Annotated in this window: 27 protein-coding genes; 12 read left to right on the forward strand and 15 right to left on the reverse strand. The window is 68.7% G+C overall.

Annotation, left to right across the window (positions count from 1 at the left end; genetic code table 11):
• Nucleotides 1–240 precede the first annotated feature (240 nt).
• From GGQ63_RS20600 to GGQ63_RS20635, 8 genes are all read right to left on the reverse strand, one after another.
• Nucleotides 241–912 (reverse strand): RraA family protein, encoded by a 672-nt coding sequence (locus tag GGQ63_RS20600; RefSeq protein WP_183858510.1) that lies wholly within the window; start codon nt 910–912, stop codon nt 241–243.
• On the reverse strand, nt 905–1,921 hold the full coding sequence (locus GGQ63_RS20605) for a C-terminal binding protein (RefSeq protein ID WP_183858511.1): 1,017 nt from the start codon (nt 1,919–1,921) through the stop codon (nt 905–907). Before GGQ63_RS20605 ends, GGQ63_RS20600 begins: the two co-directional genes overlap by 8 nt.
• 22 nt (nt 1,922–1,943) lie before the next feature.
• Nucleotides 1,944–2,438, reverse strand: coding sequence for a lactoylglutathione lyase family protein (locus GGQ63_RS20610; protein ID WP_183858512.1), 495 nt, complete (start codon nt 2,436–2,438; stop codon nt 1,944–1,946).
• Between the two features lie 16 nt (nt 2,439–2,454).
• Entirely contained in the window at nt 2,455–3,243 is a 789-nt protein-coding gene (locus GGQ63_RS20615; protein ID WP_183858513.1) for an SDR family NAD(P)-dependent oxidoreductase, read from the reverse strand.
• A gap of 4 nt (nt 3,244–3,247) precedes the next feature.
• A complete protein-coding gene (locus GGQ63_RS20620) occupies nt 3,248–4,294 on the reverse strand; it encodes an ABC transporter permease (RefSeq protein ID WP_183858514.1) in 1,047 nt (348 codons plus the stop codon).
• On the reverse strand, nt 4,291–5,814 hold the full coding sequence (locus tag GGQ63_RS20625; RefSeq protein ID WP_183858515.1) for a sugar ABC transporter ATP-binding protein: 1,524 nt from the start codon (nt 5,812–5,814) through the stop codon (nt 4,291–4,293). The genes GGQ63_RS20620 and GGQ63_RS20625 overlap by 4 nt, the downstream gene beginning before the upstream one ends.
• A 102-nt stretch (nt 5,815–5,916) precedes the next feature.
• Entirely contained in the window at nt 5,917–6,951 is a 1,035-nt protein-coding gene (locus GGQ63_RS20630; RefSeq protein WP_183858516.1) for a sugar ABC transporter substrate-binding protein, read from the reverse strand.
• A gap of 43 nt (nt 6,952–6,994) precedes the next feature.
• On the reverse strand, nt 6,995–7,858 hold the full coding sequence (locus GGQ63_RS20635) for an SMP-30/gluconolactonase/LRE family protein (protein WP_183858517.1): 864 nt from the start codon (nt 7,856–7,858) through the stop codon (nt 6,995–6,997).
• Nucleotides 7,859–8,080: 222 nt separating this feature from the next.
• Between GGQ63_RS20635 and GGQ63_RS20640 the strand changes: the two genes are divergently transcribed.
• A complete protein-coding gene (locus GGQ63_RS20640) occupies nt 8,081–8,746 on the forward strand; it encodes a GntR family transcriptional regulator (protein ID WP_183858518.1) in 666 nt (221 codons plus the stop codon).
• Between the two features lie 3 nt (nt 8,747–8,749).
• Here GGQ63_RS20640 and GGQ63_RS20645 read toward each other — a convergent pair whose 3' ends face one another.
• The 5 genes from GGQ63_RS20645 to GGQ63_RS20665 form a co-directional block, all read right to left on the reverse strand.
• Nucleotides 8,750–9,745, reverse strand: a complete 996-nt coding sequence (locus GGQ63_RS20645) for a hypothetical protein (protein WP_183858519.1) — start codon at nt 9,743–9,745, stop codon at nt 8,750–8,752.
• Nucleotides 9,746–9,747: 2 nt separating this feature from the next.
• Nucleotides 9,748–10,569 (reverse strand): NAD-dependent epimerase/dehydratase family protein, encoded by an 822-nt coding sequence (locus tag GGQ63_RS20650; RefSeq protein ID WP_183858520.1) that lies wholly within the window; start codon nt 10,567–10,569, stop codon nt 9,748–9,750.
• Between the two features lie 131 nt (nt 10,570–10,700).
• Complete coding sequence (locus GGQ63_RS20655; RefSeq protein WP_183858521.1) at nt 10,701–11,459, reverse strand: SDR family NAD(P)-dependent oxidoreductase; 759 nt, start codon at nt 11,457–11,459, stop codon at nt 10,701–10,703.
• A 62-nt stretch (nt 11,460–11,521) separates the two neighbouring features.
• Nucleotides 11,522–12,616: a glycerol dehydrogenase gene (locus GGQ63_RS20660; RefSeq protein ID WP_183858522.1), complete on the reverse strand. Its 1,095-nt coding sequence runs from the start codon at nt 12,614–12,616 to the stop codon at nt 11,522–11,524.
• Nucleotides 12,617–12,659: 43 nt separating this feature from the next.
• The gene (locus GGQ63_RS20665) at nt 12,660–13,373 is read right to left on the reverse strand and encodes a GntR family transcriptional regulator (RefSeq protein ID WP_183858523.1); all 714 of its coding nucleotides are present in this window, start codon (nt 13,371–13,373) and stop codon (nt 12,660–12,662) included.
• 316 nt (nt 13,374–13,689) lie between these two features.
• Here GGQ63_RS20665 and GGQ63_RS20670 point away from each other — a divergent pair, with 316 nt between their 5' ends.
• The 11 genes from GGQ63_RS20670 to aldA all read left to right on the forward strand — a co-directional run bounded on the left by GGQ63_RS20670 (nt 13,690) and on the right by aldA (nt 24,817).
• On the forward strand, nt 13,690–15,036 hold the full coding sequence (locus GGQ63_RS20670; protein ID WP_183858524.1) for an extracellular solute-binding protein: 1,347 nt from the start codon (nt 13,690–13,692) through the stop codon (nt 15,034–15,036).
• 94 nt (nt 15,037–15,130) lie between these two features.
• Nucleotides 15,131–16,072 (forward strand): carbohydrate ABC transporter permease, encoded by a 942-nt coding sequence (locus tag GGQ63_RS20675; protein ID WP_210308609.1) that lies wholly within the window; start codon nt 15,131–15,133, stop codon nt 16,070–16,072.
• Between the two features lie 10 nt (nt 16,073–16,082).
• The gene (locus GGQ63_RS20680) at nt 16,083–16,943 is read left to right on the forward strand and encodes a carbohydrate ABC transporter permease (protein WP_183858525.1); all 861 of its coding nucleotides are present in this window, start codon (nt 16,083–16,085) and stop codon (nt 16,941–16,943) included.
• 4 nt (nt 16,944–16,947) lie between these two features.
• Complete coding sequence (locus GGQ63_RS20685) at nt 16,948–17,190, forward strand: hypothetical protein (protein WP_183858526.1); 243 nt, start codon at nt 16,948–16,950, stop codon at nt 17,188–17,190.
• Nucleotides 17,190–18,293, forward strand: coding sequence for an ABC transporter ATP-binding protein (locus GGQ63_RS20690; protein WP_183858527.1), 1,104 nt, complete (start codon nt 17,190–17,192; stop codon nt 18,291–18,293). Before GGQ63_RS20685 ends, GGQ63_RS20690 begins: the two co-directional genes overlap by 1 nt.
• Nucleotides 18,294–18,304: 11 nt before the next feature.
• Nucleotides 18,305–19,399: an ABC transporter ATP-binding protein gene (locus GGQ63_RS20695; protein WP_183858528.1), complete on the forward strand. Its 1,095-nt coding sequence runs from the start codon at nt 18,305–18,307 to the stop codon at nt 19,397–19,399.
• The gene (locus GGQ63_RS20700; RefSeq protein ID WP_183858529.1) at nt 19,396–21,054 is read left to right on the forward strand and encodes a GMC family oxidoreductase; all 1,659 of its coding nucleotides are present in this window, start codon (nt 19,396–19,398) and stop codon (nt 21,052–21,054) included. Before GGQ63_RS20695 ends, GGQ63_RS20700 begins: the two co-directional genes overlap by 4 nt.
• Nucleotides 21,055–21,069: 15 nt before the next feature.
• Nucleotides 21,070–21,597, forward strand: coding sequence for a 2,4'-dihydroxyacetophenone dioxygenase family protein (locus tag GGQ63_RS20705; RefSeq protein ID WP_183858530.1), 528 nt, complete (start codon nt 21,070–21,072; stop codon nt 21,595–21,597).
• On the forward strand, nt 21,575–22,351 hold the full coding sequence (locus GGQ63_RS20710) for an SDR family NAD(P)-dependent oxidoreductase (protein ID WP_183858531.1): 777 nt from the start codon (nt 21,575–21,577) through the stop codon (nt 22,349–22,351). Before GGQ63_RS20705 ends, GGQ63_RS20710 begins: the two co-directional genes overlap by 23 nt.
• An 8-nt stretch (nt 22,352–22,359) precedes the next feature.
• Nucleotides 22,360–23,349 carry a zinc-binding dehydrogenase gene (locus GGQ63_RS20715; RefSeq protein WP_183858532.1) on the forward strand — a complete coding sequence of 330 codons (990 nt, stop codon included), beginning with the start codon at nt 22,360–22,362 and terminating at the stop codon, nt 23,347–23,349.
• A 28-nt stretch (nt 23,350–23,377) separates the two neighbouring features.
• Nucleotides 23,378–24,817 (forward strand): aldehyde dehydrogenase, encoded by a 1,440-nt coding sequence (gene aldA, locus GGQ63_RS20720; RefSeq protein ID WP_183858533.1) that lies wholly within the window; start codon nt 23,378–23,380, stop codon nt 24,815–24,817.
• 357 nt (nt 24,818–25,174) lie between these two features.
• Here aldA and GGQ63_RS20725 read toward each other — a convergent pair whose 3' ends face one another.
• Together GGQ63_RS20725 and GGQ63_RS20730 are read right to left on the reverse strand one after the other, a co-directional pair.
• Nucleotides 25,175–25,450, reverse strand: coding sequence for a nitrate reductase (locus tag GGQ63_RS20725; RefSeq protein WP_183858534.1), 276 nt, complete (start codon nt 25,448–25,450; stop codon nt 25,175–25,177).
• A gap of 71 nt (nt 25,451–25,521) precedes the next feature.
• Nucleotides 25,522–26,520, reverse strand: a complete 999-nt coding sequence (locus tag GGQ63_RS20730) for a CobW family GTP-binding protein (RefSeq protein ID WP_183858535.1) — start codon at nt 26,518–26,520, stop codon at nt 25,522–25,524.
• Between the last annotated feature and the right edge of the window lie 7 nt (nt 26,521–26,527).

Genomic DNA, 26,527 nt, shown 5'->3' on the forward strand with positions numbered 1-26,527 from the left:
GCAGGCACTCGACCATCGGCTACGTCAGCCCGATGGAGTTCGAGCGGAAGGTAGGATTAGCTTAACTGCGCGTCCACGAAACCGGCAGCAGGCCAGGCCATTCGTCTCGGAGCCAAATACGGATCGGCCGCCTTCGAGATCATGTTGCGAGGGCGCCCTTACCGAATAGTTCCGACCGACCATAGTGTTTCGGGGAACCGAGCCACGCATTAAGGCTCGGCTCTCCTTCCGCCCCGCCGGTCAGATCCGGCCGAACTCGGCGAGCAGGTCCTCGACGGTCTTGCCCTGCTTGACCCAGGCGCGCGTCGCCTCCTCGCGCTCCGCCTGTTCCCGCGCGAGACGCACCGTTTCGGCGGCGCGTTCGAGGGGGATGACGACGACGCCCATCAGGTCGGCGACGATGAAGTCGCCCGGCTTCACCACGACGCCGCCGCAGGCGATCGGGACATTGATCGAGAGCTCTTCCTTGCGGCCGGAAAACATGGTGTGCGTGCCGCGCGGCGTGATCGCCCGGGTCCAGATCGGCCAGCCGATATCCTCGAGCTCGTCCGTGTCGCGCCCTGCGCCGTCGACGATCATCGCCCGGATGCCGCGATTCTTGGCGAGGCCGCCCATCAGGCCGCCGCACACCGAGGTGTTCTCGTCACCGCCCGCATCGACCACGATCACGTCGCCCGGCTGCCCCATCTCGAGCGCCCGGAGCGGATCGACGAGGTCGCCCTTCGACAATTGCACCGTGATCGCCTGGCCGGTCACCTTGGCGCGGAAGGCGGGCTTGATGCCGCTGTCCATCACCCCGGTGCGGTATTGCACATCGGCGAAGAAGGCGGCGGCCGAATAGAACCGCACCACCTCGTCGAACTGCGCGAGCAGGTCGGGACGGCGCTCGAAATCGTTGAATTCCTTAAGCATGGAGTTTTCCTTGCGCGACGGTCAGCAGATGCGCGTTGACCGGATTGCGGGGTTGCTGCCCGGTGAGCACGCGCGCCACTTCGCTCGCCGCGGTCTCACGGGCGGTGCGGATCGATTCTTCCGAGTAATAGGCGGCGTGCGGAGTGACGATGACGTTCGAGAGCGAGAAGATCGGGTTGTCGTCCGGCGACCAGGCGGCGAGCTTCGCGGGCTCCTCCTCCGGATCGTCGAGGCCCGCGCCGGCGATCCGGCCCTCGACGAGGGCGCGATAGAGCGCCTTGTTGTCGATGGTCGGCCCCCGCCCGGTATTGATGACGAGGGCGCCGGGCTTCATCGCGGCGAACTCCGCCTCGCCGAGGAAATGCCGCGTCTCGTCGGTCATCGGCACCTGCATCATCACGACATCCGCCTCGGCGAGCAGTGTCGCCTTGTCGACCTGGCGGATGTCGTGCGCCTTCGCGACCTCGGCGGGCAGATAGGGGTCATAGGCGATGAGGGTGACGCCGAAGGGCCGGGCGCGGTTCGCGATCGCCTGGCCGATCTTGCCGAACGAGACGATGCCGAGCGTGCGTCCGCGCAGCCGGTGAATCGGGCTGCCGGACTGCCAGCGCCAGATGCCCTGATGAGTGGCCCGGTCGTAGTCGAACAGGCGGCGGGCGAGCGCCAGCCACAGGCTGACCGCATGGTCGGCGACCTCATCGGTGCAGTAATCGCGCACATTGGTGACGAGGATGCCCTTCGCCGAGGCGGCGGCGACGTCGACGATGTCGACCCCGACGCCATAGCGGGCGATCACCCGGCAGCGCTCCATCGCGGCGATGGTGCGGGCGCCGACGCGGGCATACTGGTTCATGATCGCGTCGCAATCGGCGGCCGCGGCGAGCAGATCGTCCTCGCGCTTCGCCTGCAGCGCGATCACCTCCGCGCCCGCCGCCTCCAGAATCCCGCGCTCGATGTCGACGTCGCCGTAATCATAATCGGTGATCACGACCTTCGGTTTTCGTGCCATGCCGGCCCTCCCCTCACCCTGCTCAGACATAGGCTCCGGCCGAATAGGTCAGCTCGTAGGAATGGCTGTAGAGCTCGAAGACATTGCCGAAGGGATCCTCGACATAGACCATGCGATAGGGCTTCTGACCGGGATAATAGTGGCGCACCTGCTGCATGCGCTGACGTCCGCCCATCGCCTCGATGAGCTTGACCCGCTCCTCCAGCTTCTCGTCCTGCAGGCAGAAATGGAAGAGGCCGGGGCGCCAGTATTCGAAGGGCCGCGTCTCGGCCGTCGTCTGCGGAAACTCGAACAGTTCGATGCCGATGCCGTCGCCCGTCGCGAGATGGGCGATGCGGAAACTGCCCCAGCCGGCGCCGAACACGTCGTCGCACATCTGGCCGATGGCGCTGTCGTCGTGATGGATGGTGGTGGGCGGCATGATCACATAGAAGTCGAAGCACTTCGCATAGAATTCGACCGCGCGGTCGAGATCCGGGACGGTTATCCCGATGTGCGAGAAGGTGACGGCGGCCACGGTCGTTCCTTTCGTGTCAGAGAATGCTGCGGATGATGCCGCCTTCGATGCGATAGGCCGCACCGTTGGAGGCGGGAGAGGTGGCGACGAAGACGATCATGCGCGCCACCTCGCGCGGTTCGACGAAGCGCTGGATGAGCGAGGTCGGCTCGTCGTTGCGGAAATAGGTCTCGACGATGCCGTCGACCGGCTCGCCCTTCGCAGCGGCGAGGCCGTGGAAATAGGCCTCGACGCCTTCCGTCCAGGTCGGGCCGGGCAGCACGGCATTGACCGTCACGGCGGTGCCCTTCGTCAGTTCGGCGAGGCCGCGGGTGAGGCCGATCATCGCCGTCTTGGTCACCGAGTAGTGGATCATCTGCGGCAGCGGCTTCACGCCGGCCTCCGAGGCGAGATTGACCACCGCGCCCCTCCCCCGCCCGAGCATCGCCGGCAGAAGGGCGCGGGTCATTCGGACCGCACTCATCACATTGACGTCGAAAGCGTGCTGCCAGTCCGCATCGGTCAGTTGCGCGAACGGCTTGACCGAGAAGATACCGACATTGTTGACGAGGATGTCGACCGGCCCGTCCGCGGCGGCGAAGGCGACGAGCGCCTCCGCCCCCGCCGCCGTCGAGAGGTCCGCGGCGAGGCCGCGCACGGGCCCGAGCGGCGCGAGGCTCGCGAGCGCCCCGCCGACTTCCGCCTCCGTCAACCCGTTCACCACCACCGCGGCGCCCTCGCGCAGGAAGGCCTCCGCCGTGGCGCGCCCGATGCCCGACGCCGACCCGGTGACGAGGACGCGCTTGTCCCTGAGATCGAGGTCCATCGGATCAGGCTCCGCCGACCGATTTGCCGGAGGCGGGCTTCGTCGCCGCCTTCGGCGCCCGGCTGCCTGCGGGCGCGGTGCTGGTGCCGGCCCTGCCCGAGAGGCGGCGGACCGCGCGGGTGATCTCGCCGCGCCACATGTCGACGCCGACCGCGACGAGGATGATCAGGCCGAGAATGACGTTCTGGAAGGCCGATGGCACGGCATGGAGATTGAGCGCGTTCTGAACGATGACGATCATCAGCGCGCCGACGAGGGTCGAGAGCACGTTGCCGCGCCCCCCGGCGAGGCTCGCGCCGCCGACGACGGCGGCCGCGATCGCCTGCAGCTCGAAGGTCTGGCCGTAATTGGGCGAGCCGGAATTGAGCCGCGCCGCCATCAGGATCGAGCCGACCGCGGTCATCAGCCCGGCGATGATGAAGGCATAGGTCTGGACGCGCTGGACATGGATGCCGGAGAGCTTCGCCGCCGCGGGATTGCCGCCGACCGCATAGAGCTCGCGCCCGAGCCGCGTGTTGTTCATCATCACCGTCGCCGCGCCGTAGAGCGCGACGAGATAGAAGAAGGGCAGCGGAATGCCGAAGATCTTGCCGTAGAAGACCGGTTCGAGGCCCGGATCGAGCGAGAAGATCGGCGAGCCGTTGTTGAACATCAGGGCGAGGCCGCGAAAGGCGATCAGCCCGGCGAGCGTCACGATGAAGGAGGGGATGCGCAGGAAGGCGGCGAGCACGCCGTTCAACGCGCCGAGCAGGGCGCCGAAGACCAGCACGCCGATCAGCGCCGGCCAGAGCGGCACGCCATAGGTCTTCACCGCGGTGGCGAGGATCATGGTGAGCAGCGCCACCATCGAGCCGGAGCTGAGATCGATGCCGCCGGCGAAGATGACGATGGTCGCTCCGATCGCGATCAGCGAGACGATCGAGACCTGAAGCGCCAGATTGGAGAGATTGCCGGGATCGAGGAACCGGTCCGTGGTGAACGACACGACCAGCGCGACGAGCAGCATGGCCCCGAGCGGCCCGAGCAATTGCGCATCGAAGACCCGTCTCATGCGACTTTCCTCCCCTCAGAAATGGCGTCCCCCGTCGCGGCCCGCACCAGATCGGCGTGGCTCAGTTGCTGGGGGGGTCGGATGTCGGCGATCGACCCGTGCCGGACCACGGCGACCCGGTCGCTCATCGCCAGAAGCTCGTCATGGTCCGACGAGATCAGCAGGATCGCGCAGCCCTCTGCGGTCAGCCGGTTGATCAGCCGGTAGACGGCGAGCTTGGCGCCGACGTCGATCCCTTGCGTCGGCTCGTCGAGGATCAGCACGCGCGTCTCCGACAGCAGCCAGCGGGCGAGCACGACCTTCTGCTGATTGCCGCCGGAAAGATGCTGGACGGATTTCTCTTCCGCGCCGCGCGACAGTTCGAGGAGCTGCGCGAGCTGCGAGGCGTCCCGCTCCTCGCGCTTCAGGTCGAGAAAGCCGAGCCGCGAGAAGCGCCGCAGACTGGCGCTCGAAATGTTCGCGCGGCCGTTCAGGTTGAAGAACAGCCCGTCGGTCTTGCGGTTCTCGGTGACGAAGGCGAGGCCCGCGGCGATCGCGTCGGCGGGGCCGCGCGCCCGCAGCCGCCGCCCGCCGACCCTCACCTCGCCGCCGACGATCCGGTCGAGGCCGAACAGCGCGCGCGCGATCTCGGTGCGGCCCGAGCCGAGCACGCCGCCGAGCCCGAGCACCTCGCCCTTGTGGAGCGTGAAGGAGACGTCGCGCGCGCCGTTCGCGCTCGCAAGGCCGACGACCTCGAGCACCGGCTCGAGCGTGGCGTTGCGGACCTTCGGATAGTGTTCCTTGACGTCGCCGCCGATCATCGCGCCGACGATCGCGTCGACCTCCACCTCGGTGTTGCCGGCGGCGCTGACGACGCGGCCGCCGCGCATGATGGTCACCTCGTCGACCAGCGCCGTCACTTCATCGAGGCGATGCGAGACGTAGAGAATGGCGTGGCCTTGGCTGCGCATCCGCTTGAGGAGCGTGTGGAGCTGGGCGATCTCGTCGAGACCGAGCGCGGTCGTCGGCTCGTCGAGGATGATGAGCTGCGCATCGGCGGCGACCGCCTTGGCGATCTCGATCAATTGCTGCTGGGCGACCGACAGCGTCGCGGTGATCGCTTCGGGATCGAGCTCGATGTCGAGTTCGGCGAGCACGGCGCGCGAGCGCCGATTCATCGTCTCCCAGTCGATCAGGCCGAAGGCGCGCCGCGGCCAGCGGCCGAGAAAGACGTTCTCGGCGACCGTCAGGCTCGGCACGATCGAGAATTCCTGGAACACGGTCGCGACGCCGAGGGCGCGGGCCTCGGTCGGATTGGCCATCGACACCGGACGGCCCTTCAGCCGGATCTCGCCCGAATCCGGCCGGTCGACGCCGGACAACAGGCGGATCAGGGTCGATTTGCCCGACCCGTTCTCGCCGAGCAGGCCATGGATGCGGCCCGGCATCAGCCGGATCGAGACGCGGTCGTTCGCCTGGACCCCGGGATAGGCCTTCGAGACGGCATCGACTTCCCAGAGCGGCGCATCGGAGACGGGCATGGGTCCTGTCCTCTTTGAAGCTCTGGCCGCCGGACGGGCGGCCAGATCCGAAGGTGCGAGGGGCCGGCTCGACGGGAACCGGCCCGGGAGGACTGTTGCGGCTCAGTACGCCTTGGAGGGCTTGGGGTAGAGCTTCTCGGGGTGCTGCAGCACGGAGATCACATTGGTCCCGTCAACGATCTCGGTCGGGATCTCGACCCAGCCGCCGGGGAACTTGTGGTCGAGCGCGTCGAGCGTGGCTTCCATCGCCTGCTGCCCCATCAGGAAGGGCACGGTGTTGACCGTGGCGGTGAAATTGCCGGCTGCGATCTCCTCGAGACCGCTCGTGTCGCCGTCATTGCCGAGGATGACGAGGTCCCGCCGGCCGAGCGCCTTCGCGGCATAGGACGCGCCGATCGCCATATAGTCGTTGGCGGCGAAGATCAGCTGCGTCTCGGGATGCGCCTGCAGGAGGTCCATCGCCGCCGTATTGCCGCCCTCGACGTTCCACTTGCCGTCGATCGAGGCGACGACCTCGAAATTCGAGGCATCCTTGATGCCGTCGAGGAAGCCGCCGACGCGCTCGGTCGAATGATAGCCGGGCTGGCCTTCGATGACGCCGACCTTCACCGGAGCGTCGCCGAACTTCGCCTTCGCCCAGTCGGCGATCTTGTGCGTGCCCTTGCGCTGCGCATAACCGACGACGCCGTGGATCGGGGTCGGGAAGTTCGGGATGTCGGAATTGATCATCACGACCGCGACGCCCTTGTCGACCGCCTGCTTCAGGAGCGGAGCCGCCGCGCCTTCGTCGTGCGTGCCGAAGATGATGGCGTCGACGTCCTGGGTCAGGACGTCCTGGATCATGCCCATCTGGCCGTTGATGTCGGCGCCGCTCTGCGGCGCGAGCATGAAGACTTCGAGATCCTTGCCGGCGGCGACCGATTTGATGCCCTCGCCGATGGCGATGTAATAGTTGAACTCGGTCGCCGGCGGCATATAGGCGATGCGCAGCTTGCCCTCCTTCTTGTGGATGGCGGAAATCGGCGCCTGCGCACCTTCGGCGAGCGGCGTCGGCGCCGGATAGTCGCCGGCGAAGGCGGTCGACCCGGCCGCCGCGACGATGGCGAAAGCGGCGGCGGCCTGAACGAGATGCTTCATGAGATCCTCCCTTTCTGGTGGCGGTCCGGTCCGTTGAACCGGTTCATCCGGCGAACGGGGTATCCTCGACCCCGCTGATGCCCGGACGAATTTCGAACAGCGCGCCGGACAGAGGCGCCCGCGCGAGATCGTCGTCGCCCGACATCAGGCGCGACGTGGTGATGTAGAGGGTGGCGAGATCGTCGCCGCCGAAGGCGCAGCAGGTCGGCTTCGGTACCGGCAGGGCGACGCGGTGGGTGAGCCGGCCTTCGGCATCGAAGCGGACGACCTGCCCGCCCTCCCATTCGGCGGTCCACACCCCGCCCGCGGCGTCGACGCAGGCGCCGTCCGGAAGCCCCGGCTCGGTGGCGAGGTCGGCGAAGACGCGCTCGGCCGAAAGATCTTCCGCGCCATAGCGATAGGCGCGGATCCGGCGCTCCGGGGTGTCGGCGAAATACATCACCGACCCGTCCGGCGAGAAGCAGGTGGCGTTCGCGCAGGCGACACCCTCGATGAGCGTCTCGACGCGCAGATCGGCATCGACCCGCACGACCGAACTGTCCGCCGCGCCGGTCGCCTCGTTCATTCCGCCGACGACGAAGCGGCCCCGGCGGTCCGTGCGCCCGTCATTGAGGCGCGTCTCCGGCCGGCCCGGCTCGAAGGCGTGGACCGCCCGCTCGCGCTGCAGATCCGCCGACCACAATTCGATGCCCTCGGCGAAGGCCATGATCCATCCGCCAGCGGCACGCGGGGCAAAGGCGCAGAGGCGCGACGGCAGGCCGATCGACCCGCTCCGGCCGGTGGCGGGCTCGAACCACCACAGCGCCTCGCCGTGAATGTCCGTCCACCACACCCGGCGATCGCGCGGATTCCAGAGAACCCCCTCGCCATGGATGTTGCGACAGTCGACTGCCGGTCTCGCCTGCACCTCGCGCCCCTCCCCGGCCACGCTTGCGAGGGATACGTTATCTGCCATCTGATATACCAGTCAAGAGGCGATCGACGGGCGGACTGCTTTTTGACGGCGACCATCGCGCGGTTGTGTCGCCCGGCTGCTTCGGCCACGGTCATCGCCGGACGAGCATACCGCCCGGTCTTTGACATCTGGTGCACCAAATACCATATTGGCGCAAATTAAACAGGAGGCGACATGCCGGAACTGGAGCGTCCTCGGTCCCTGACCGCGCTGGTCACCGACCGGATCCGCGCCATGATCGTGGATGGCGAGCTGCCGCTCGGCTCGGCCATCTCCGAGCGCGGCATCTCCGCCGACCTCAAGGTGTCGAAGACGCCGGTCCGCGAGGCGCTCGCCCAGCTGCGACACGAGGGGCTGGTGACGGTCGTGCCGCAATCCGGGGCGCGCGTCTTCACGCTCAGCGCGCGCGAGGTGCGCGAGATCTGTGCCTTCAGGAAGGCGCTCGAGACCGCGGCGCTGCAGATCGCGATGACCGAGCATCCGGCCTCGCTGCTGCGCGATCTCGAAGCGATCGAAGCCCGCATGAAGACGCGGCTCGCCGGCGGCGACGTGCGGGGCTATCTCGAACTCGACACGGATTTCCACCTGGCCTTCTTCGCCAATTGCGGAAATTCCTATCTGCAGAACGCCTACGGCATCTATTCCGGCAAGATCTCGGCGCTGCGGACCCATCTCGCCCAGAAGCCGCAGCACACCAGCCTGTCGCTCAAGGAGCACGGCGAGATCGTCGAGGCCGTTCGGTCGGGCGACATCCATGCGCTGATCGACGTGCTCGAACGCCATATCGGGCGCACGCAGGAGACCTATGAGATCGGCATCGAGGACATCTCGGTCGCCTGAGGCTCAGCCGGCGAGGCGCGCGATCGTCCCCTCGAGCGCAGCGGCATCCCCGCGCAGACGGAGGCAATCGACCGTCAGCCGGCCGGCACCGTCCGGATCGCGATGGCCGTAGAGCTCGAGCTCGCCATAGGCGCCGAACCGGCCCGAATCGTAGAACAGCGACGCCGCCTGACCGACGGCCGCCGGATCGAGCGGCAGCGCCTCGGGATAGGCCGAGGCCTCGCGCTGCACAGGGCCGTACAGCACCGCGTCACCCGAGGGACCGCCGGCTCGGACATAGCCGATCGTGCCACGGCCGATCGCGTCGCGATGATAGGCGGCCTTGTAGAAGCCCGGCCCTGACAGGTCGACCCGCCGCAGGCCGGCCCGGCGGGCGAGCGCCGTCTCCGGCGGATCCCCGAAGATCCGCATGCCGACGCCCGGCCCCGATGCGGCGAGCAGCGCCACCCCGCCCGGCGCCACCTGCCGGATGATCCAGGGGACGAGGGGGAGCGCCGGACCGGCCGTCTGCCGCACCGCCACGGTCTGCCGATAACCTGCCGTTGCGACGCCGGCATCGGCCGGAAGCGCGGCGAGCGGTGCGATCGTGCGCTCGATCCGCACGCCGACCGTCGCCGCGCCCGAGGCGAGCGCGATCCGCGCATCGAGCGAGAGACGCAGCGCCGCGCCCTGCCGCTCCAGCCGCCAGCGCGCCGGATCGAGAGCGGGATCGACCCGGTAGGTCTCGACGATGCGGTGCGGATCGGTGAAGTTGAACAGCGCTTCCGGCGCCAGCCAGATGCGCTCGCCGCCGAGATTCCAGCCGCCTTCGAGAACCGTTCGCCGCAGGGCCTCGCCCTCCGGCCACCAGCCGAGCGGATCGTCGTCGCCCGCGAACGGTCCGAACACCCGGCCGCCCCGCGCGCTGACGAGGAGCGTCGCGCCGGAACCGAGGTCGAGCGTCGCGCAGGCCTCCCCGCCGGCTTCGAGCTCGGCCCGCAATGCGCCGAGCGGACCCATCGTTACCACTCCGCGCCGGTCAGCCGTGCCACCAGCCGCGGCACGCCGACCTGCGCGAGCCAGGCGCCCCATTCGGTCGCGCGAACGCGAAGCGGCAGGCGGGCCGCGGCGCCGTCCCGCGGCGAGAAGCCGAGCACGGCCCGCGTTTCCTCGAGCGACCAGCGCATGCCGGGATTGTCCGACATCAGATTGACCACGGCGAAGCCGTCGAAGCGGACGGTCGCCGCCGCAGTCACCCCGTCGAGGAAATCGCGGTCGCTCAGCCACATCTCCTGCCCCCAGCGGCCCATCGCCATGTGCGCCCCCGGCCGGTTGCCGTGCGTCCACTGCGTCCAGCCGATGCGCAGACAGATCACGTCGAGCCCGTGCGCCGCCGCGAAATGCGCGCCGATCCGCTCGCCCATCAGCTTCGAAACGCCATAGGGATTGACCGGATCGGGCACGGTATCGGGGCGGAGCCGGTCGGTGCGGAAGCGGTAGCCGCCGAGCACCCAGTTCGAACTCGCGAAGACGACGCGGCGCACGCCCGCCCGCCGCGCCGCCTCGAACAGGTTGAGCACGGCGTCGATGTTGTGCGGCACGACCGAGGCCCAGGCCGCTTCGGGCGACCGATCGGCGGCGAGATGGACGATGGCGTCCTGCCCCTCGAACAGAGCCGGCCAGTCGCCGTCGGATCGGGAAAGGTCGGCGGCATGGATCGGCACGGGACCGGGCGTCGCGTTGAGATCGAGCCCGGTGACGCGGTGGCCCGCGGCCCGGAGATGCGCCGCGAGCTTCGACCCGAGATGACCGGCCGCACCGGTCACGACGATGTTCTTGCCCAACCGCTCCCCCCGCGAGACGATGCCGGCGCCGCGGCCATACTCGGTATCTGAAATACCAGTTCGAAGTCAACGCACGGTCTCGGCCAGCGGAGGCGCGTGCCGCCGCCGGCCGTTGCGTCCGCGCACCCGCCTCAGACGCCGCCGACCACGAAGCCGCCATCGACCGGCAGATCCGCACCGGTCACGAAGACGGCGGCCGGCGAGGCGAGGAAGAGCGCCGTGCCGACGAGGTCGTCGACCGTGCCCCAGCGCTTGAGCGCGGCGCGTTCGGCGATCTTCGCCGCCGGCACGGGGTCGCTCCACAAGGCCCGCGTCATGTCGGTCTTGTGGTAGCCCGGCGAGATCGCGTTGACGCGGATGCCCTCAGGCCCGAAGGCGTGCGCCAGATGGCGCGTCAGACCGAGCACGCCGGTCTTGCTCGCGCCATAGGCGGGAACGACCGGATCGCTGACGTAGCTCAGCATCGACGCGATGTTGAGGATCACGCCCTTCGACCGGGCGAGCAGCGGCCGCGCCGCCATGGCGAAGCGCATCTGGCTGACGAGATTGACGTCGATCACCTCGAGAAAGGTCTCGTCCTCGAATTCGGCCTCGGGACGCGCGATCCCCGCGCCGTTGACGAGCACGTCGAGCCGGTCGAGCCCGCCCATGAAGGTCCGGATCGCCGCGGGGTCGCGCACGTCGACGCGCTCGAAGCGGATGCCCGCATTCTCCGCCGCGGCACCCGCCTGCGCGATCTTCGCCGCCGAACTGCCGAGCGCGACGACCGTGCCGCCGAGGCGCGCGAACCCTTGCGCGATGGCGAGCCCGATGCCGCTCGTGCCGCCGGTGACGACGATCACTTTGCCGGCAAAAAGCCCGTCGCGAAACGTCTCGATGATGTCCTGCATGTCTTCCTCCCTGGGATGATGGCGGCGGACGGCTCGGGTCCGCCGCTTCGTCTGGCTGTCGGTCAGCCGAGCGTCGTCGCGAAAGCGTCGAGCGCCAGGATCGCGTCGCGCACGATCGGCACGCTCAGCCGGACCGGCGTCGCATGAATGATGGCGCCCGGCGCGAGCGCCGCCGCAGCGACGCGCTCGACCTTCTCGCGGACATCCGCGACGATGCCGAGATCGGCGAGCCGTGTCGGCAGGCCGAGCGCGCGGCAGAACCGCACCGTCGCCTCGATCTCGGCCTGCTCCCGGTTCTCGAGCATCAGCAGGCAGAGCGTTCCGAAGGCGACCTTCTCGCCGTGGAAGACGCCGTGCACCTCGTCGAGCACGGTCAGCCCGTCATGGATGCCGTGCGCCGCGGCGCAGCCGCAATTCTCGAAGCCGAGCCCGCTCAGAAGCGTGTTCGCCTCGATGATGTTCTCGACCGCGGTCGTCAGCAGCCCCGCCTCGACGGCCGTCCGCGCCTTCAGCGCATCGCGCATCAGCACGTCGTGGCAGTGGCGGGCGATCGCGATACCGGCGAGCGGCGCGGGAAAGCCGCCCGCGACGTAATTGTCGGTGCGCGATTCGAGATTGGAGCGCGCCTCGAACCAGGTCGACAGCGCGTCGCCGATCCCCGCGATCAGGAAGCGCGGCGGCGCGGCGGCGACGATCGCCGAGTCGACGAGCACCAGATCGGGATTGCGGGCGAGCCGCAGCGACGTCTCGTAGACGCCGTCCTTGGTATAGCGCACCGCCACGGCGCTGCAGGGCGCGTCGGTCGAGGCGATGGTCGGCACGATGACGATGCGGGCGCCCGTCTCGATCGCGACGATCTTCGCCGTGTCCGCCGTCTTGCCGCCGCCGACGCCGACCACGACGTCGGCCCTCTCCTCCACGGCGATCGCCGTGACACGCCCGATCTCCGCGCTGCAGCATTCGCCGCCGAAGCGCTCGAAGCGCGGCCGGACGTCCGCGCCGAGCGCCGCCGCGATCGCGGCCGCCATCGGCTCGAACAGCGCCCGGTCGACGAGAAAGAGCGGCCGCCGGCCGAGCGGCGCGAGATGCTCGCCGAGCCGCGCGATCTCGCCCGCGCGCTGCACATATTTCCCCGGCCCGCCGAATGCCCGCGCCATCGTCTTCCCCTCGCTCGTCGGATATCGGCCTCCGGCGGCCGTGTCAGTCGCTCGGACGGCGACGGCCCTTCGCCCGCGGCGGCGCGGCCGAGGCCTCCGGCCCTACGGCGGCGAGCGCCGCGAGATAGTGTTCCCGCGTCCACTCGATATGGCCGCGCAGCGTCGCATCGATCGGCGCCGCCGCACCGCCCTCGACCATTTCGGCGAGGCGGATGTGCTCCTGGAAAGAGGTGCTGTTGAGGTCCGGATCGCGCGACAGGCGGTTGCGCAGCGCCTGGACGCGGAAGGCGATCAGATCGAAGGCCTCGAGCAGGAACGGATTGTCGGCGAGTTCGAACATCGTGCGGTGGAAGTCGCCGTCGAGCGTGCGATAGCGCTCGGCGTCGTCCTCGGTCAGCGCCTGCCGCATCGCCTCGACGATCTCGCGCCAGCGCCGGCCGAGCGCCGCGCGGTCCTTGCCGAGCGCCAGCGCGAGCGCCGCCGTCTCGAGGATCGCCCGCTGTTCGGAGAGTTGCTCCACCTGGGTCGCGTTCATGTCGAAGACAAAGGTGCCGCGCTGCGGATGAACCTCGACGAGGCCCTGCCGCTTCAGCTCCATCAGCGCCTCCCGCACCGGCGTCTTGCTGACGCCGAGCTCGTTGGCGAGCGCGATCTCCGACAGCGGCTCGCCGAGCTGAAACACCCCGCGGACGATGCGGGCGCGAATCTCTTCGGCCGCCTGATCGGTCAGCGAGGGTCCACGTTCCAAGACAGCCATTCGGATTCAGTCTCCGCCCCGCGGCATTGATAGCACTCCCGACCGGCCTCGGCGAAATGCCGTTTGAACTAAGATATTAGATATGATACGCCACATCTCAACCGACGGCAATTGCGATATCGCTCATGACCCGCCCGCCCCCCGCTCCCGCCAAGCCCCGGCCGACGCGCATCGCCGCGGCGCCGCCCCGGCGGATCGTCGGACGCAGGGCAGGGGAGACCGCGGCGCCGGCCGGCCGATGAGGACCGGCGGCGGACGGACGTGAACGACCGGCGGCGGGGAGGCCGCCGGGCCAAAGGCAGGGAGGAACTGCACAATGAAGCGAACGATACTGCTCGCCGCCATGATGGCGACGGCCGCGCCCGTGGGCGCCCAGGCACAGGCCTGCGCCGACGCCGACCGCGTACCGATCACCTGGTCGACGATCGCCGGCTTCTACACCGATGCGATGGCGAAGCTCGTCGCCGGCTTCGAGGCCGATCACTGCGTCAAGGTCAATGTCGTCAACATCGACAACTCGCAGCTCTACAACAAGCAGGTCATCGAGATGGTCGGCGAGACCGGCGCCTATGACGTCGTCACGCTCGAAACCTCGGAAAAGGCCGAGTTCGCCGAGAACGGCTTCATCCTGCCGATGACCGAGTATTTCGCCGACAAGAAGGCGCAGCTCGACGACGTCGCGCCGACGCTCGCCGCGCTGACCGTCCAGTACAAGGGCGACGTCTGGGGCCTGCCTTACTACACCTATACGGCCGGCTACATCTATCGCGCCGATCTTCTCGAGGACGCGGGTGAGAAGGAGGCGTTCAAGGCGAAATACGGCTATGATCTCGCCGTGCCGACGACCTGGAAGCAGCACCGCGACATCGCCGAGTTCTTCACCCGCAAGAAGGGCGCGATGCTGAAGGGCGCCCCGCTCGAGAAGGATTTCTACGGCGTCGGCCTGATGGCCGGCCCCTTCCCGGAAATTCAGGACGAGATGTCGGGCGTGATCTGGTCACAGGGCGCCGACTGGCTGACCGATGACGGCGTCGTGCCGGTCGATGCCGTCGAAAAGGCGATGAACGACTACCTCGCCCTCATGCAGTTCGCACCGCCGGCGGCGCTCACCGTCACCTATGACGGCGTGATGAACCAGATGAAGGACGGCCAGATCGCGCAGACCTATTCCTTCTTCCTCGACCAGTGGCCGAACGCGGCGCAGACCGAGACCCTCGTCCCCGGCGCCCGCATGGGCGTCGCCGAGGCGCCGGAGAAGAAGGCCTATATCGGCGGCTTCCTGCTCGCCGTCTCGGCGAGTTCCACCCACCCGAAGGAGGCGATGGACTTCGTCGCCTATCTCGGCGGTCATGACGCGCAGATGGAGTTCGCGAAGGCCGGCGGCACCTCGACGCTGATGAGCGTGCTCTCCGATCCGCAGTTCGCCGACCCCGCCAACCGGGCGAAGACCGGGCATTTCGGCACCCTGCTCGCGATCTTCGACTCGATGAAGGGTTTCCGGTCGAACCTCTTCGACACGCCGTTCGGCGCCAAGATCTACAACACCATGCAGATCCCGCTGCAATCGGCGGCCGCCGGCCAGATCACCGCGCGCCAGGCGGCCGAGCAGCTCGCCGCCCAAGTCGAGAAGATCTGCGGCGGCCCCTGCCCGATCGGCAAATAGGCCTCGCCGCTCGTTCCGATCCGCCGCGCGAGGCGCCCTTCGCGCGGCGGCGCCGGCCGACCGCCGGCTCCATACCCCACGGGATCCGCTCCTCATGTCGCAGTCGCTCTCCGTCTCCGCCGCGCGCCGGCGGCCGGCCGCCGCGCCGGCGATGATCTCCGACCGCTGGTTCTCGATCCTCTTGATCGTGCCGGCTATGGCGGTGATCCTCGTCTTCGCGCTGCTGCCGCTCGCCTACGCGCTCAACGTGTCGTTCCGCTTCGCCGATCTGACACGCGGCGGCATCGGCGCCTTCGTCGGCCTCGACAATTACCGCGCCGTGCTCGCCGACGAGATGTTCTGGGCCTCGGTCGGCGTGACGCTCAAATTCACCGTCTCCGCCGTCGTCCTCGAAATGGTCCTCGGCATCGCGATCGCCTTCCTCATCCATGGCGCGACGGTCGGCAAGGGCGTGATCCGCAGCCTGATGGTTCTGCCGCTCGCGACATCGGCTGCGGTCACCGGCCTCTTCTGGCGCTATCTCTACGATACGCAGTTCGGCCTGACGAACTACTTCCTCGGCCTCCTTCACCTGCCGCAGCCCAACTGGCTCGGCGACTATACGATCGCGCTCTGGTCGGTCGTGCTGTTCGACGTCTGGCAGTGGACGCCCTTCGTCGCGCTGATCGCGCTCGCCGGCCTGCAGGCGCTGCCGAAGGAGCCGTTCGAGGCGGCCGAGCTCGACGGGGCGAGCACCTTCCGCGTGCTGCGCACCCTCACCTTCCCGATGCTGAAGCCGGTGCTCTTCCTCGTCCTCGTGCTGCGCACCATCGACAGCGTCCGCCTCTACGACGCGGTCGCCGTGCTGACCCGCGGCGGCCCCGGAACGGTCACCGAATCGATGACCTTCTATCTCTACCGCACCGGGCTGAAGCTCTTCCGCATGGACTATGCCTCGACCATGGCGATCTTCTTCCTCTACGCCATGCTCGTCGCCAGCCTGTTCGCGCTTCGCCCGCTCTTGAAGCAGTTCTCCACCCGGGCATCGGAAGGCTGAGGACGAACTCATGCTGCAACGCGACTCGAGCTTCGCCAAGGAAGCGCTGCGCTACGGTCTGATCGTGATCGTGCTCGGCTTCATCGTCTTCCCCATCCTGTGGATGGTACTGACCTCATTCAAGCCGCCGCAGGACGTCATGGTCTCGCCGCCGCGCTTCCTCTTCACCCCGACCCTCGACAATTACTACCACGCCATCGTCGACAAGAACTTTCTGTTCTATATCAAGAACACGCTCGTCATCTCGGTGACGTCGACCGTTCTCGTCGTCATCATCGGTGCGCTCGCCGCCTACAGCTTCGCCCGCTACAATGTCGGCGACGGCCACATCCTGTTCTTCATCCTGTCGACCAAGATGTTTCCGGCGATCGCCGTGATCCTTCCCTATTTCCTGATCTTCCGGAACATCGGCAAGACGGATGTCGGCCGCTTCCTCGGGATTGGCCTCGACCAGCCGGGGGCGCTGATCATCTCCTATACGATGTTCAACCTGCCCTTCGCGATCTGGCTGCTCGTCTCGTTCTTCCAGGACATCCCGCGCGAGCTCGAACATTCGGCACGGCTCGACGGGCTTTCCCGCCTCAAGGTGCTGCGCAAGGTGGTGTTTCCGCTCGCCGCGCCGGGCATCGCCGTCACCGGCGTCTTCACCCTGATCTTCTGCTGGAACGAGTTTCTCTTCGCCTACATCCTGACCCGCCAGAAGGCGAGCACGGTGACCGTCGGCGTCGAATCCTTCTTCACGCTGCAGGGCATCCTGTGGGGTCCGGTCGCGGCCGCGGCGACGATCAGCGTGCTGCCGATGATGATCTTCGTGCTCGCGATGCAGCGCTACATGGTGCGCGGGCTGACCTTCGGCGCGGTGAGGGGGTGAGACCGTGAGCTTCAGCCAGGCCTGGGACGCGGGCTTTCGCGCCCTCCTCATCTATGTCGGCGTCGTCTTCGTCTGGCTCGGCCTCGTCGAGCAGCGCTTCGACGATCCCGAGACCTCCGTCGCCGCCATGAACGCCGCCGCCGCGCTCGCCGCCATCGCCTTCTTCATCCGCGCCTTTCTCCGCGCCCGGGCGGAGCGGGCGAAGGCCGAGGCGGAGGTGCGCGCCCTGATGGAAGGAGAGATCTGATGTACGAGCTCAAAGCCGTCCACAAGCGCTACGGGCTCGCCAAGGTCGCGCTGCGCAAGATCGATCTCACCGTGCGCGACCGCGAATTCCTCGTCATCTACGGACCGGCCGGCGCCGGCAAGAGCACCATCCTCAACATCCTCGCCGGCATCACGCGGCCGACCTCCGGCGATGTGCGGCGCGACGGCGTGTCGATCCTGCGCGTCCCGCCGGAGCGGCGCGACGCGGCGATGGCCTTCGAAAACTATGCGCTCTATTCGCATCTCTCGGTCGGCGAGAATCTCGCCTTCCCCTTGCGCGCCCGTGGCCTCGGGGCGGCCGAGATCGCCTCCCGCGTCGCGCGCATCTCCGGCATTCTCGGTATCGGCCATCTGCTCGATCGCCGGCCCGGCCTGCTGTCGGGCGGCCAGCGCCAGCGCGTCGCGCTCGGCCGGGCGATCATCCGGCCGGCCGACATCTATCTGCTCGACGAGCCGGTCGGCCATCTCGACGCCAAGCTGCGCCACAAGATCCGCGCCGAACTGAAGGCGCTCGCCGACGATCTCTCCGCCACCGTCGTCTTCACCACGACCTCCTCGCGCGAGGCGCTGGCGCTCGGCGACCGCGTCGCGGTGCTGAACGAGGGCCGCATCGAGCAGGCGGGCACGCCGGAGGAACTCTATCACCGGCCGGCCAACGCCTTCGTCGCCTCCTTCGTCGGCGATCCGCCGATGAGCTTCCTCTCCGTCGCGCCGCGCCGCGAGGGTGACCGGATCGCCTTCGCGACGCCGGGCGGCATGCCGGTGGCGGCGCTCCCCGCCCGTGCGGTCGAGTCGCTCCGCGACGAGCCCGGCTCGAGGATCCAGATCGGCTTCCGCTCCAACGAGGTCCGCCTCGCCGGACCGGACGATCCCGGCACGCTGCGCGGCCGCGTCGATGTCGTCGAGAACCTCGGCTATGTGAAGATCGCGCTCGTCGGCATCGGGGAGGACCAGGTCTCGGTGTCCTTCCCCGCGAGCCGCCATCTTTCGGTCGGCGAGACCGTCGCCATCGCCTTCCCGCGCGACGCCGTCCATCTGTTCCAGAACGCCCGCGCCATCGCGCACGCGGCGCCCTACGCCTGAGGAGAGCGACCATGGCATCGATCAGGGCGGAAAACCTCGTCAAGCGCTACGGCGCGTTCCGCGCCGTGCACGGCATCGATTTCGATATTGCCGACGGCGAGTTCGTCGCCATTCTGGGACCGTCCGGCTGCGGCAAATCATCGACCATGCGGATGATCGCCGGGCTCGAATCGATCACCGAAGGGGCGATCTATTTCGACGGCAAACGGGCGAACGAGACCCGGGCACGCGACCGCAACGTCGCCATGTCGTTCGAATCCTACGCGCTCTATCCGACCATCACGATCTACGAGAACATCGCCTTTCCGCTTCGCTCGGCGGCGGTCGAGGCGCGCGAGATCGACCGGCGGGTGCGCGACGTCGCCGAGAAGATGGAGCTGACCGCGCTGCTCGACCTGAAGCCGCACGGCCTCTCCTCCGGCCAGGCGCAGCGCGTCGGCCTCGCCCGCGCGCTGGTGCGCAAGCCCTCCGTCTTCCTGCTCGACGAGCCGATCTCACATCTCGACACGCGCCAGCGCTACCGGATGCGCCGCTTCATCAAGAGCCTGCACCAGGAATTCCACTACACCATGATCTATGTGACGCACGATCAGGAGGAGGCGCTCGCGCTCGCCGATCGCGTCATGGTGATGAGCGACGGCGAGATCCAGCAGATGGCGACGCCGGACGAGGTCTACGCCCGCCCGCGCAACGCCTTCGTCGCCGGCTTCGTCGGCGAGCCGCCGATCAATTTCGTCGATTGCCGCGTTCGGCGCGACGCCGCGGGCTGGGCGGTCGAGTTCGAGGGGCATCGCCTCCTGCTGCCGGAGCGGCTCCACCGCGCCGCCGAACGGGTCGGCGACGAGGGTCTCGCGGCGATCCGGCCGCATTTCCTCTCGATCGGCGAGAACGGCCCGATGGTGATCGAGGGCCGGGTCTTCGTGACGGAGGAGTTGCAGGACCAGAACCTCATCTTCGTCGACATCGGCGGCACGCGCTTCACCATCGTCGCACACCCTTCCGTGAAGCCGAGGCGGGGCGACATCGTGCCGGTCGCCATCGATCCGGATCATCTTCTGTTGTTCCCGCGCAGCGAAGCCAAGAAGTTCGAGGATCTCGCGGCATGACGACCGATTACATCGTGGTCGGCGGCGGCTCGTCGGGCTGCCTCGTCGCCGGCAAGCTCGCCGCCGAGCACAACGCCCGCGTTCTGGTGCTCGAGGCGGGTCCGAGCGACCGCAACCCGCTCATCCGCATGCCGGCCGGCTACGTCAAGCTGCTCGGCGTCGAGAAATACATGTGGTTCTACAAGTCCGTCCCGCAGGGCAATCTCGGCGGCCGGACGCCGATCATCCCGCAGGGCCGCGTGCTCGGCGGCGGCTCCTCGGTCAACGCCATGGTCTATATCCGCGGCCAGGCCGAGGATTACGACGCCTGGGAGGCGGCGACCGGTAGCGCCGAGTGGAACTACGAGCACCTCCTGCCCTATTTCGTCGGCATGGAGGACAATGACCGCCTCAACAACGTCTTCCACGGCATGGGCGGTCCCTGGAAAGTGTCCGATCCGCGTCAGATCTGCGACCTCTCCCGCGCCTTCGTGAAGGCGGCGCAGGGCATCGGCCTGCCCTTCAACGCCGATTTCAACGGCGAGAGCCAGCGCGGCGTCGGTTTCTGGCAGCTGAACACCTCCGGCGGCCGGCGCTGCTCGGCGGCGGATGCTTTCCTGCGGCCGGCGCTCGGCAGCGGCCGGCTCGAGGTGAAGACCGGATGCTTCGTCGACCGGATCCTGATCGAGAACGGCCGCGCCGTCGGCGTCGAATATCGCGAGGGCGGCCGGAAGCGGGTGGCGCGCTGCGAACGCGAGGTGCTGCTCGCCGCCGGCGCGATCGCGACGCCGAAGGTGCTGATGCTGTCGGGCATCGGCGCCGCCGGCGATCTCGCCGCCCACGGGATCAAGCCGCTGGTCGATCTCGCCGGCGTCGGCCGCAATCTGCAGGATCACACCGAAACGCCGGTGCTCGCCTTCTGCAACGGCCCGCACGGTTATTTCGGCCACGATCGCGGCGCGAAGCAGATCCGCAACGGCGCGCAATACATGGCCTTCGGCTCCGGCCCGGTCAGTTCCAACGGCGTCGAGGCCGGCGCCTTCCTCGATCCGGACGATCTCTCCGCCGCACCGAAGCTGCAGCAGTTCTGCATCCCCTCCGTCTATCTCGACAAGGACCACAGCGACGTCGAGCCGACCTACGGCATCACCATCAACTCCTGCGTCGCGCGGCCCCGCTCACGCGGCAGCGTCCGGCTCGCCTCGGCCGATCCCGACGATCAGCCGCTCGTCGATCCGAACTATCTCGCCGATCCGGAAGACCTGCGCCTCTCGGTCGCCGGCGTCCGGCGCGCCCGCGAAATCATGGCGCAGGAGCCGCTCCGTTCGATGATCGAGCGCGAGATCTTCCCCGGTCCCGACAAGCAGAGCGACGCGGATCTCGCCGAGCACGCCAAGCGGTTCGTGAAGACCGTCTATCACCCGGTCGGCACCTGCCGGATGGGCCGGGCGGACGATACGCAGGCCGTCGTCGACACGCGGCTCCGGGTGCGCGGCGTCGAGGGGCTGCGCGTCGTCGACGCCTCGATCATGCCGACCATCATCAGCGGCAACACCAACGCCATCACCCTCGTCATCGCCGACAAGGCGGTCGAGTTCATTACCGGGAAGGCCCAGCGCGCCCCGGCCCCCGCCGGGGTCGGGCGGGCCGCCCATGCCTCGCCAGCCAGCCGCTAGGAGCGAAAGCCCGCCATGCCGCCGATCAAGATCGATCCCAATCCGCGCATGCCCTACCAGCACCCGATGCCGAAGGAGACGCTGCCCGACATCGTCATCCCGGACGCGGTGCCGCAGGACGAGCGGATCTGGGTGCCGCAGGCCGACCGCGTGTGGTTCCGCCCGCTCTGCCTCAACCGCTCGCAGGGCTACTGGATGAACCTGCTGCGGGTGAGGAAGTCGGGGGTCCTGTCGCGCCACCGCCATCCGCAGTCCGTGCACGGCTATGTCATCAAGGGCAGGTGGCACTATCTCGAGCATCCCTGGGTCGCGGAAGCCGGTGGCTATGTCTTCGAGCCGCCGGGCGAGACGCACACACTCGTCGTGCCCGACGATGTCGAGGAGATGATCACGCTCTTCCAGGTCAACGGCATCATGTACTATGTCGATGCCTATGGTGACCCGCTCGGCTTCGAGGATGTGTTCACCAAGATCGACATGTGCCGCGAGCACTATGCCAAGGTGGGGCTCGGCGCCGACTATGTCGACCAGTTCATCCGCTAGCCCGGCGGCGATCGCCGCGAGCCTGCGCCCCGGCCTCTTCGAGGGCCGCACGGTGCTCGTCACCGGCGGCACGTCCGGCATCGGCGCCGCCGTCGCCGAGGCCTTCCTCGCCCTCGGCGCCGATGTCCTCGCGACCGGCGCGACCGAGCGCGAGGTCGCCGCGGCGCGGCAGACGCCCACCCTTTCGGGCGTGCGGTTCGAGCGGCTCGACGTGCGCGACGGCGCGGCGGTCGAGGCGCTCGTCGCCGCGCTGCCCCGGCTCGACCATCTCGTCAATTGCGCCGGGGTGATCCGCCGTGTCGAGGAATGGCGGCCGGAGGTGTTCGTCGACGTCGTCGACATCAATCTCAACGGCACGATGCGGGTCTGCAGCGCGGCGCGGCCGCGCCTCGCGCAGAGCCGCGGCACCATCGTCAACACCGCCTCGATGCTCGCCTTCTTCGGCGGCGGGCTGGTGCCGGGCTATTCGGCCTCGAAGGGCGGCGTGGTGCAATTGACCAAATCGCTCGCCATCGCCTGCGCGGCCGAGGGCATCCGCGTCAACGCCGTCGCGCCGGGCTGGATCGCGACCCCGCTCACCCAGCCGCTGCGCGACGATCCCGAGCGCAACGGCCAGATCACCGGCCGCACCGCCGCGAAGCGCTGGGGCGAGCCCGCGGAGGTCGCCGGCGGCGTGCTGTTCCTGTCCTCGCCGCTCGCGAGCTTCGTCACCGGTGCGGTGCTCGCCATCGACGGCGGCTATCTGATCACGTGAGAGACATCATGAAGGCGATCGTCGTTCCCCGGAGCGGCGGCGGGCTCGACTCCGTCGCTCTCGCCGAGCTGCCCATGCCCGAGCCCGGCCCGGGCGAGGTGCGGCTGCGCGTCGAGGCCGTGTCGCTCAATCCGGTCGACTGGAAGCTCGCCGTCTCCGGCCATCCGCGCTGGACCTTCCCGCACGTTCTGGGGCTCGACGCGGCCGGCACGGTCGACGCCGTCGGGCCGGGCGCGACGGCCTGGCGGACGGGGGACCGCGCCGTCTTCCACGGCAATCTGTCGAAGGCCGGCGTGTTCGCCGAATATGCGATCGCGCCGGAGCACGTGCTGTCGCGTGTGCCGGACGGCGTCCCGGCCGAGGCGGCGGCGGCTCTGCCTTGCGCAGGCTACACCGCGTATCAGGCGCTGTTCCGCAAGGTGAAGATCGAGGCCGGCCAGACCGTGCTCGTCCAGGGCGCGAATGGCGGCGTCGGCGGCTTCGCCGTGCAGCTCGCCGCGACGGCCGGCGCGCGCGTGATCGGCCTCGCGCGCGCCGAGCATCACGCCGCGGTCCGCCGGCTCGGCGCCGAGACGGTGCTCGACTATCGCGACGCCGATCTCGCGCCGCGCATCCGCGCGCTGACCGAAGGCGGTCATGGCGTCGACGTTATGATCGAGGTGGCCAATCCCGGCGACGCCCGGACGTCCTTCGCCTTCATCCATTACAACGGCCACCTCGTCTCGATCGACCCGCTGCCGAATCTGGCCGAGGTGAAGCCCTACACCCACGCGATCTCGGTGCACGAGGTCGCGCTCGGCGGCGCCTATCTCGCCGGCCACACCCCGACCGAGCGCGATTTCGCCCGCATGGGCGACGATCTCCTCGCGCGCCTCGCCGCCGGCTCGCTCGATCCGATGATCGAGGAGCGGATCGACATGGCGGCGATTCCCGACGCGCTCGGCCGGCTCCGCTGCCGCGCGGTGACCGGCAAGATCGTCGCCCGCATCGCCGCCTGAAGGCGGTCCATTTCCGAGGGAGGAAGCCATGACGCAGAACGCGCATTTCATCGACGGACGCTTCATCGATCCCGCCCCGGCGGGCGAGCGCATCGCGGTCTACAATCCGGCGACCGAGGCGCAGATCGCCGACATCCCCGACGCCACGCCGGCCGAGGTCGACGCGGCGGTCGCCGCGGCGCGCCGTGCGCAGACGGGCTGGGCCGAACTGCCGGCGATCGAGCGCGCGGCCCATGTGAAGGCGATCGCCGCGCGGATCCGCGACCGGGCCGATGAGATCGCCGAGACGATCGTGCGCGAGCAGGGCAAGATCCGCGCGCTCGCACAGGGCGAAGTGCTCGGCATGGCCGGGCTCATGGACTACATGGCCGAATGGGCCCGCCGCATCGAGGGCGAGATCATCCCGAGCGACCGCAGGGGCGAGACGATCTTCCTCCACCGCGTGCCGATCGGCGTCGTCGCCGGCATCCTGCCGTGGAACTTCCCCTTCTACCTGATCGGCCGCAAGCTCGCGCCCGCCCTCGTCGCGGGCAACACGATCGTCATCAAGCCGAGCGAGGAAACCCCGCTCAACGCCTTCCTCTTCGCCGAGATCGTCGAGGAGGTCGGCCTGCCCGCGGGCGTCTTCAATCTCGTCTCCGGCCGCGGCCGGACCACCGGCGCCGCCCTGTCGGGCCATCCCGGCATCGACCTCGTCTCCTTCACGGGCAGTGTCGCGACCGGCACGGCGATCATGCAGGCGGCGGCGAAGAACCTCACCCGCGTCAATCTCGAACTCGGCGGCAAGGCGCCGGCGATCGTGCTCGCCGATGCCGATCTCGACCTCGCGGTCGAGGCGATCACCCGCTCGCGCATCAACAATACCGGCCAGGTCTGCAATTGCGCCGAGCGGATCTTCGTCGAGGCGCCGGTGGCCGACGCCTTCACGGAGAAATTCGTCGAGCGGATGAGCCGGGTGCGCTATGGCGACCCGCTCGCCGAGACGGATCTCGACATGGGGCCGCTCGTCAGCGCGGTGCAATTGCAGAAGGTCGCCGCCATGGTCGACCGGGCGAAGGCGGACGGCGCGACGGTGGCGCTCGGCGGCCATGTCGCGGAGCGCGGCCGCGGCCACCATTATGCGCCGACCGTGCTCACCCAATGCCGGCCGGACATGGAGATCATGCGCAGCGAAATCTTCGGCCCGGTCGCCCCGATCGCCGTCGTGCAGAGCGCCGAAGAGGCGGTCGCCCACGCCAACGACACCGAATACGGCCTCACCTCGTCGCTCTACACGCGCGATCTCAACAAGGCGATGAAGGTGACCCGGGCGCTGAAATTCGGCGAGACCTATGTCAACCGGGAGAATGGCGAGGCCTATCAGGGCTTCCACGCCGGCCGCAGGAAATCCGGCATCGGCGGCGCCGACGGCAAGCACGGCTTCTACGAATACATGGAAACCCAGACCGTCTATATCGAGCACGGCTGACACGGGCGGGGCGGACGGGCCGCAGAGGGCGCGGCCTCCGCTTCCCGGCGGCGATCCTTCTTCTTCGCACCGTGCCGTTTCACCGCGGCGATGCCGGCGGCGAGGTCGTGGTCGATCAACCCGGGGTCGATCAACCGGGGAGAGCGCCGCGCCGCTTGCCACCCGGGGGGATGGCCGGCAGCATGACGGGACCGACCGCGATCCCCGGGGCCGCCGCTCGCCCGGCCCGCCCGCAATCCGCTCCATGCCCCGCTCCGAGATCGCGTCCCGAGCCGGCGTCGGGGCGATCGCGGTCCGGACGAATTGACGATCGTCCAAGGCGAACCGGCGCCGCCGCGCCCGACGGCCGCGGGCGGCTCAGGGGCGCCGTGCGAGGGCGGCGAGGAGGTCCGCCCGCGCGATGTCGGCGAGCCCGCCGTGCAGGCGGACGGTCTCGATCGGCAGGCCGGGCCGCAGGATGCCGATCACCGTCTCGATCGCCGGGCATCCCGGATCGCGACAGGCGAGTTCGGTCACCGAGACGGGTATCGCATCCTCGAGGCCGAGCGCGTCGCGGACCCACGCCTTGATACGGCGGCTCAGCTCCGGCAGCGGGAGACGGCGTGGGGCGAGCGGGTTGTCGGGCAACATCATGGTCGCGTGTCCTCGGGAGGGGAGCCGCAACGCCGGTGGGAGACGGCAAGAGGAACCGCCGGGGCTTCCCGTCAGGCCGGGGCGAGGCGGTCGGGCTCGGCGCGGCAGCGGAGAAAGCCGTCCTCGATCACGTCGCGCGGCAGATTGCGGCCGATAAAGACGATCCGGCTGACCCGCTTCTCGTCCGCGCGCCACGGCCTCTGGTGATCGCCCTCGAGGAGCATGTGCACAGCCTGCACGACGAAGCGGTCGTCGTCGCCGGCGAAGGCGAGAATGCCCTTCATGCGCAGCATGTCCATGCCGAAGCTCTGGCTGATCATCTGGATCCAGGGCAGGAATTTCCCCGGATCGAGCGGATCCTCTGTGATGAGGGAAAAGCTCGCGACATGGTCGTCGTGATGGTGGTCGTGCGCACCGTCGAGGAAGTCCGGCTCGGCCTCGAGAATTCGTGCGAGATCGAAGGCGCCGCGGCCGAGCACCGCATCGAGCGATACGTCGCAGCGGACGGAATGCTCGATCGTGGCGGTCGGGTTGATCCGCCGGATGCGCGCCGCGACCGATCTCAGCGCCTCGGGCGTGACGAGGTCCGTCTTGTTCAGAACGATGACGTCGGCGAAGGCGATCTGCTCCTGCGCCTCGGGCGCCTGCTCCAGCTCGTCGAGCAGATGCTTCGCATCGGCGACGGTGACGATCGCGTCGAGCCGGGTCTTGCGCCGCACGTCCTCGTCGACGAAAAAGGTCTGCGCAACGGGGGCCGGGTCGGCGAGACCGGTGGTCTCGACCAGGATCGCGTCGAACCGGTCGCTCCGCCGCATCAGTCCATCGATGATGCGGATCAGATCGCCGCGCACCGTGCAGCATATGCAGCCATTGTTCATCTCGAACACTTCCTCGTCGGCATCGACGATCAGGTCGTTGTCGATGCCGACCTCGCCGAACTCGTTGACGATCACGGCATAGCGCTTGCCGTGCCGCTCCGAGAGGATGCGATTGAGGAGCGTCGTCTTGCCGGCGCCGAGATAGCCGGTGAGGACCGTAACGGGCGTCTGGCGGGTCGGCTGCACGGACATCGGGATC

It is taken from the genome of Prosthecomicrobium pneumaticum (assembly GCF_014199915.1).
In the GTDB taxonomy this organism is placed as follows: Bacteria; Pseudomonadota; Alphaproteobacteria; order Rhizobiales; family Kaistiaceae; genus Prosthecomicrobium; species Prosthecomicrobium pneumaticum.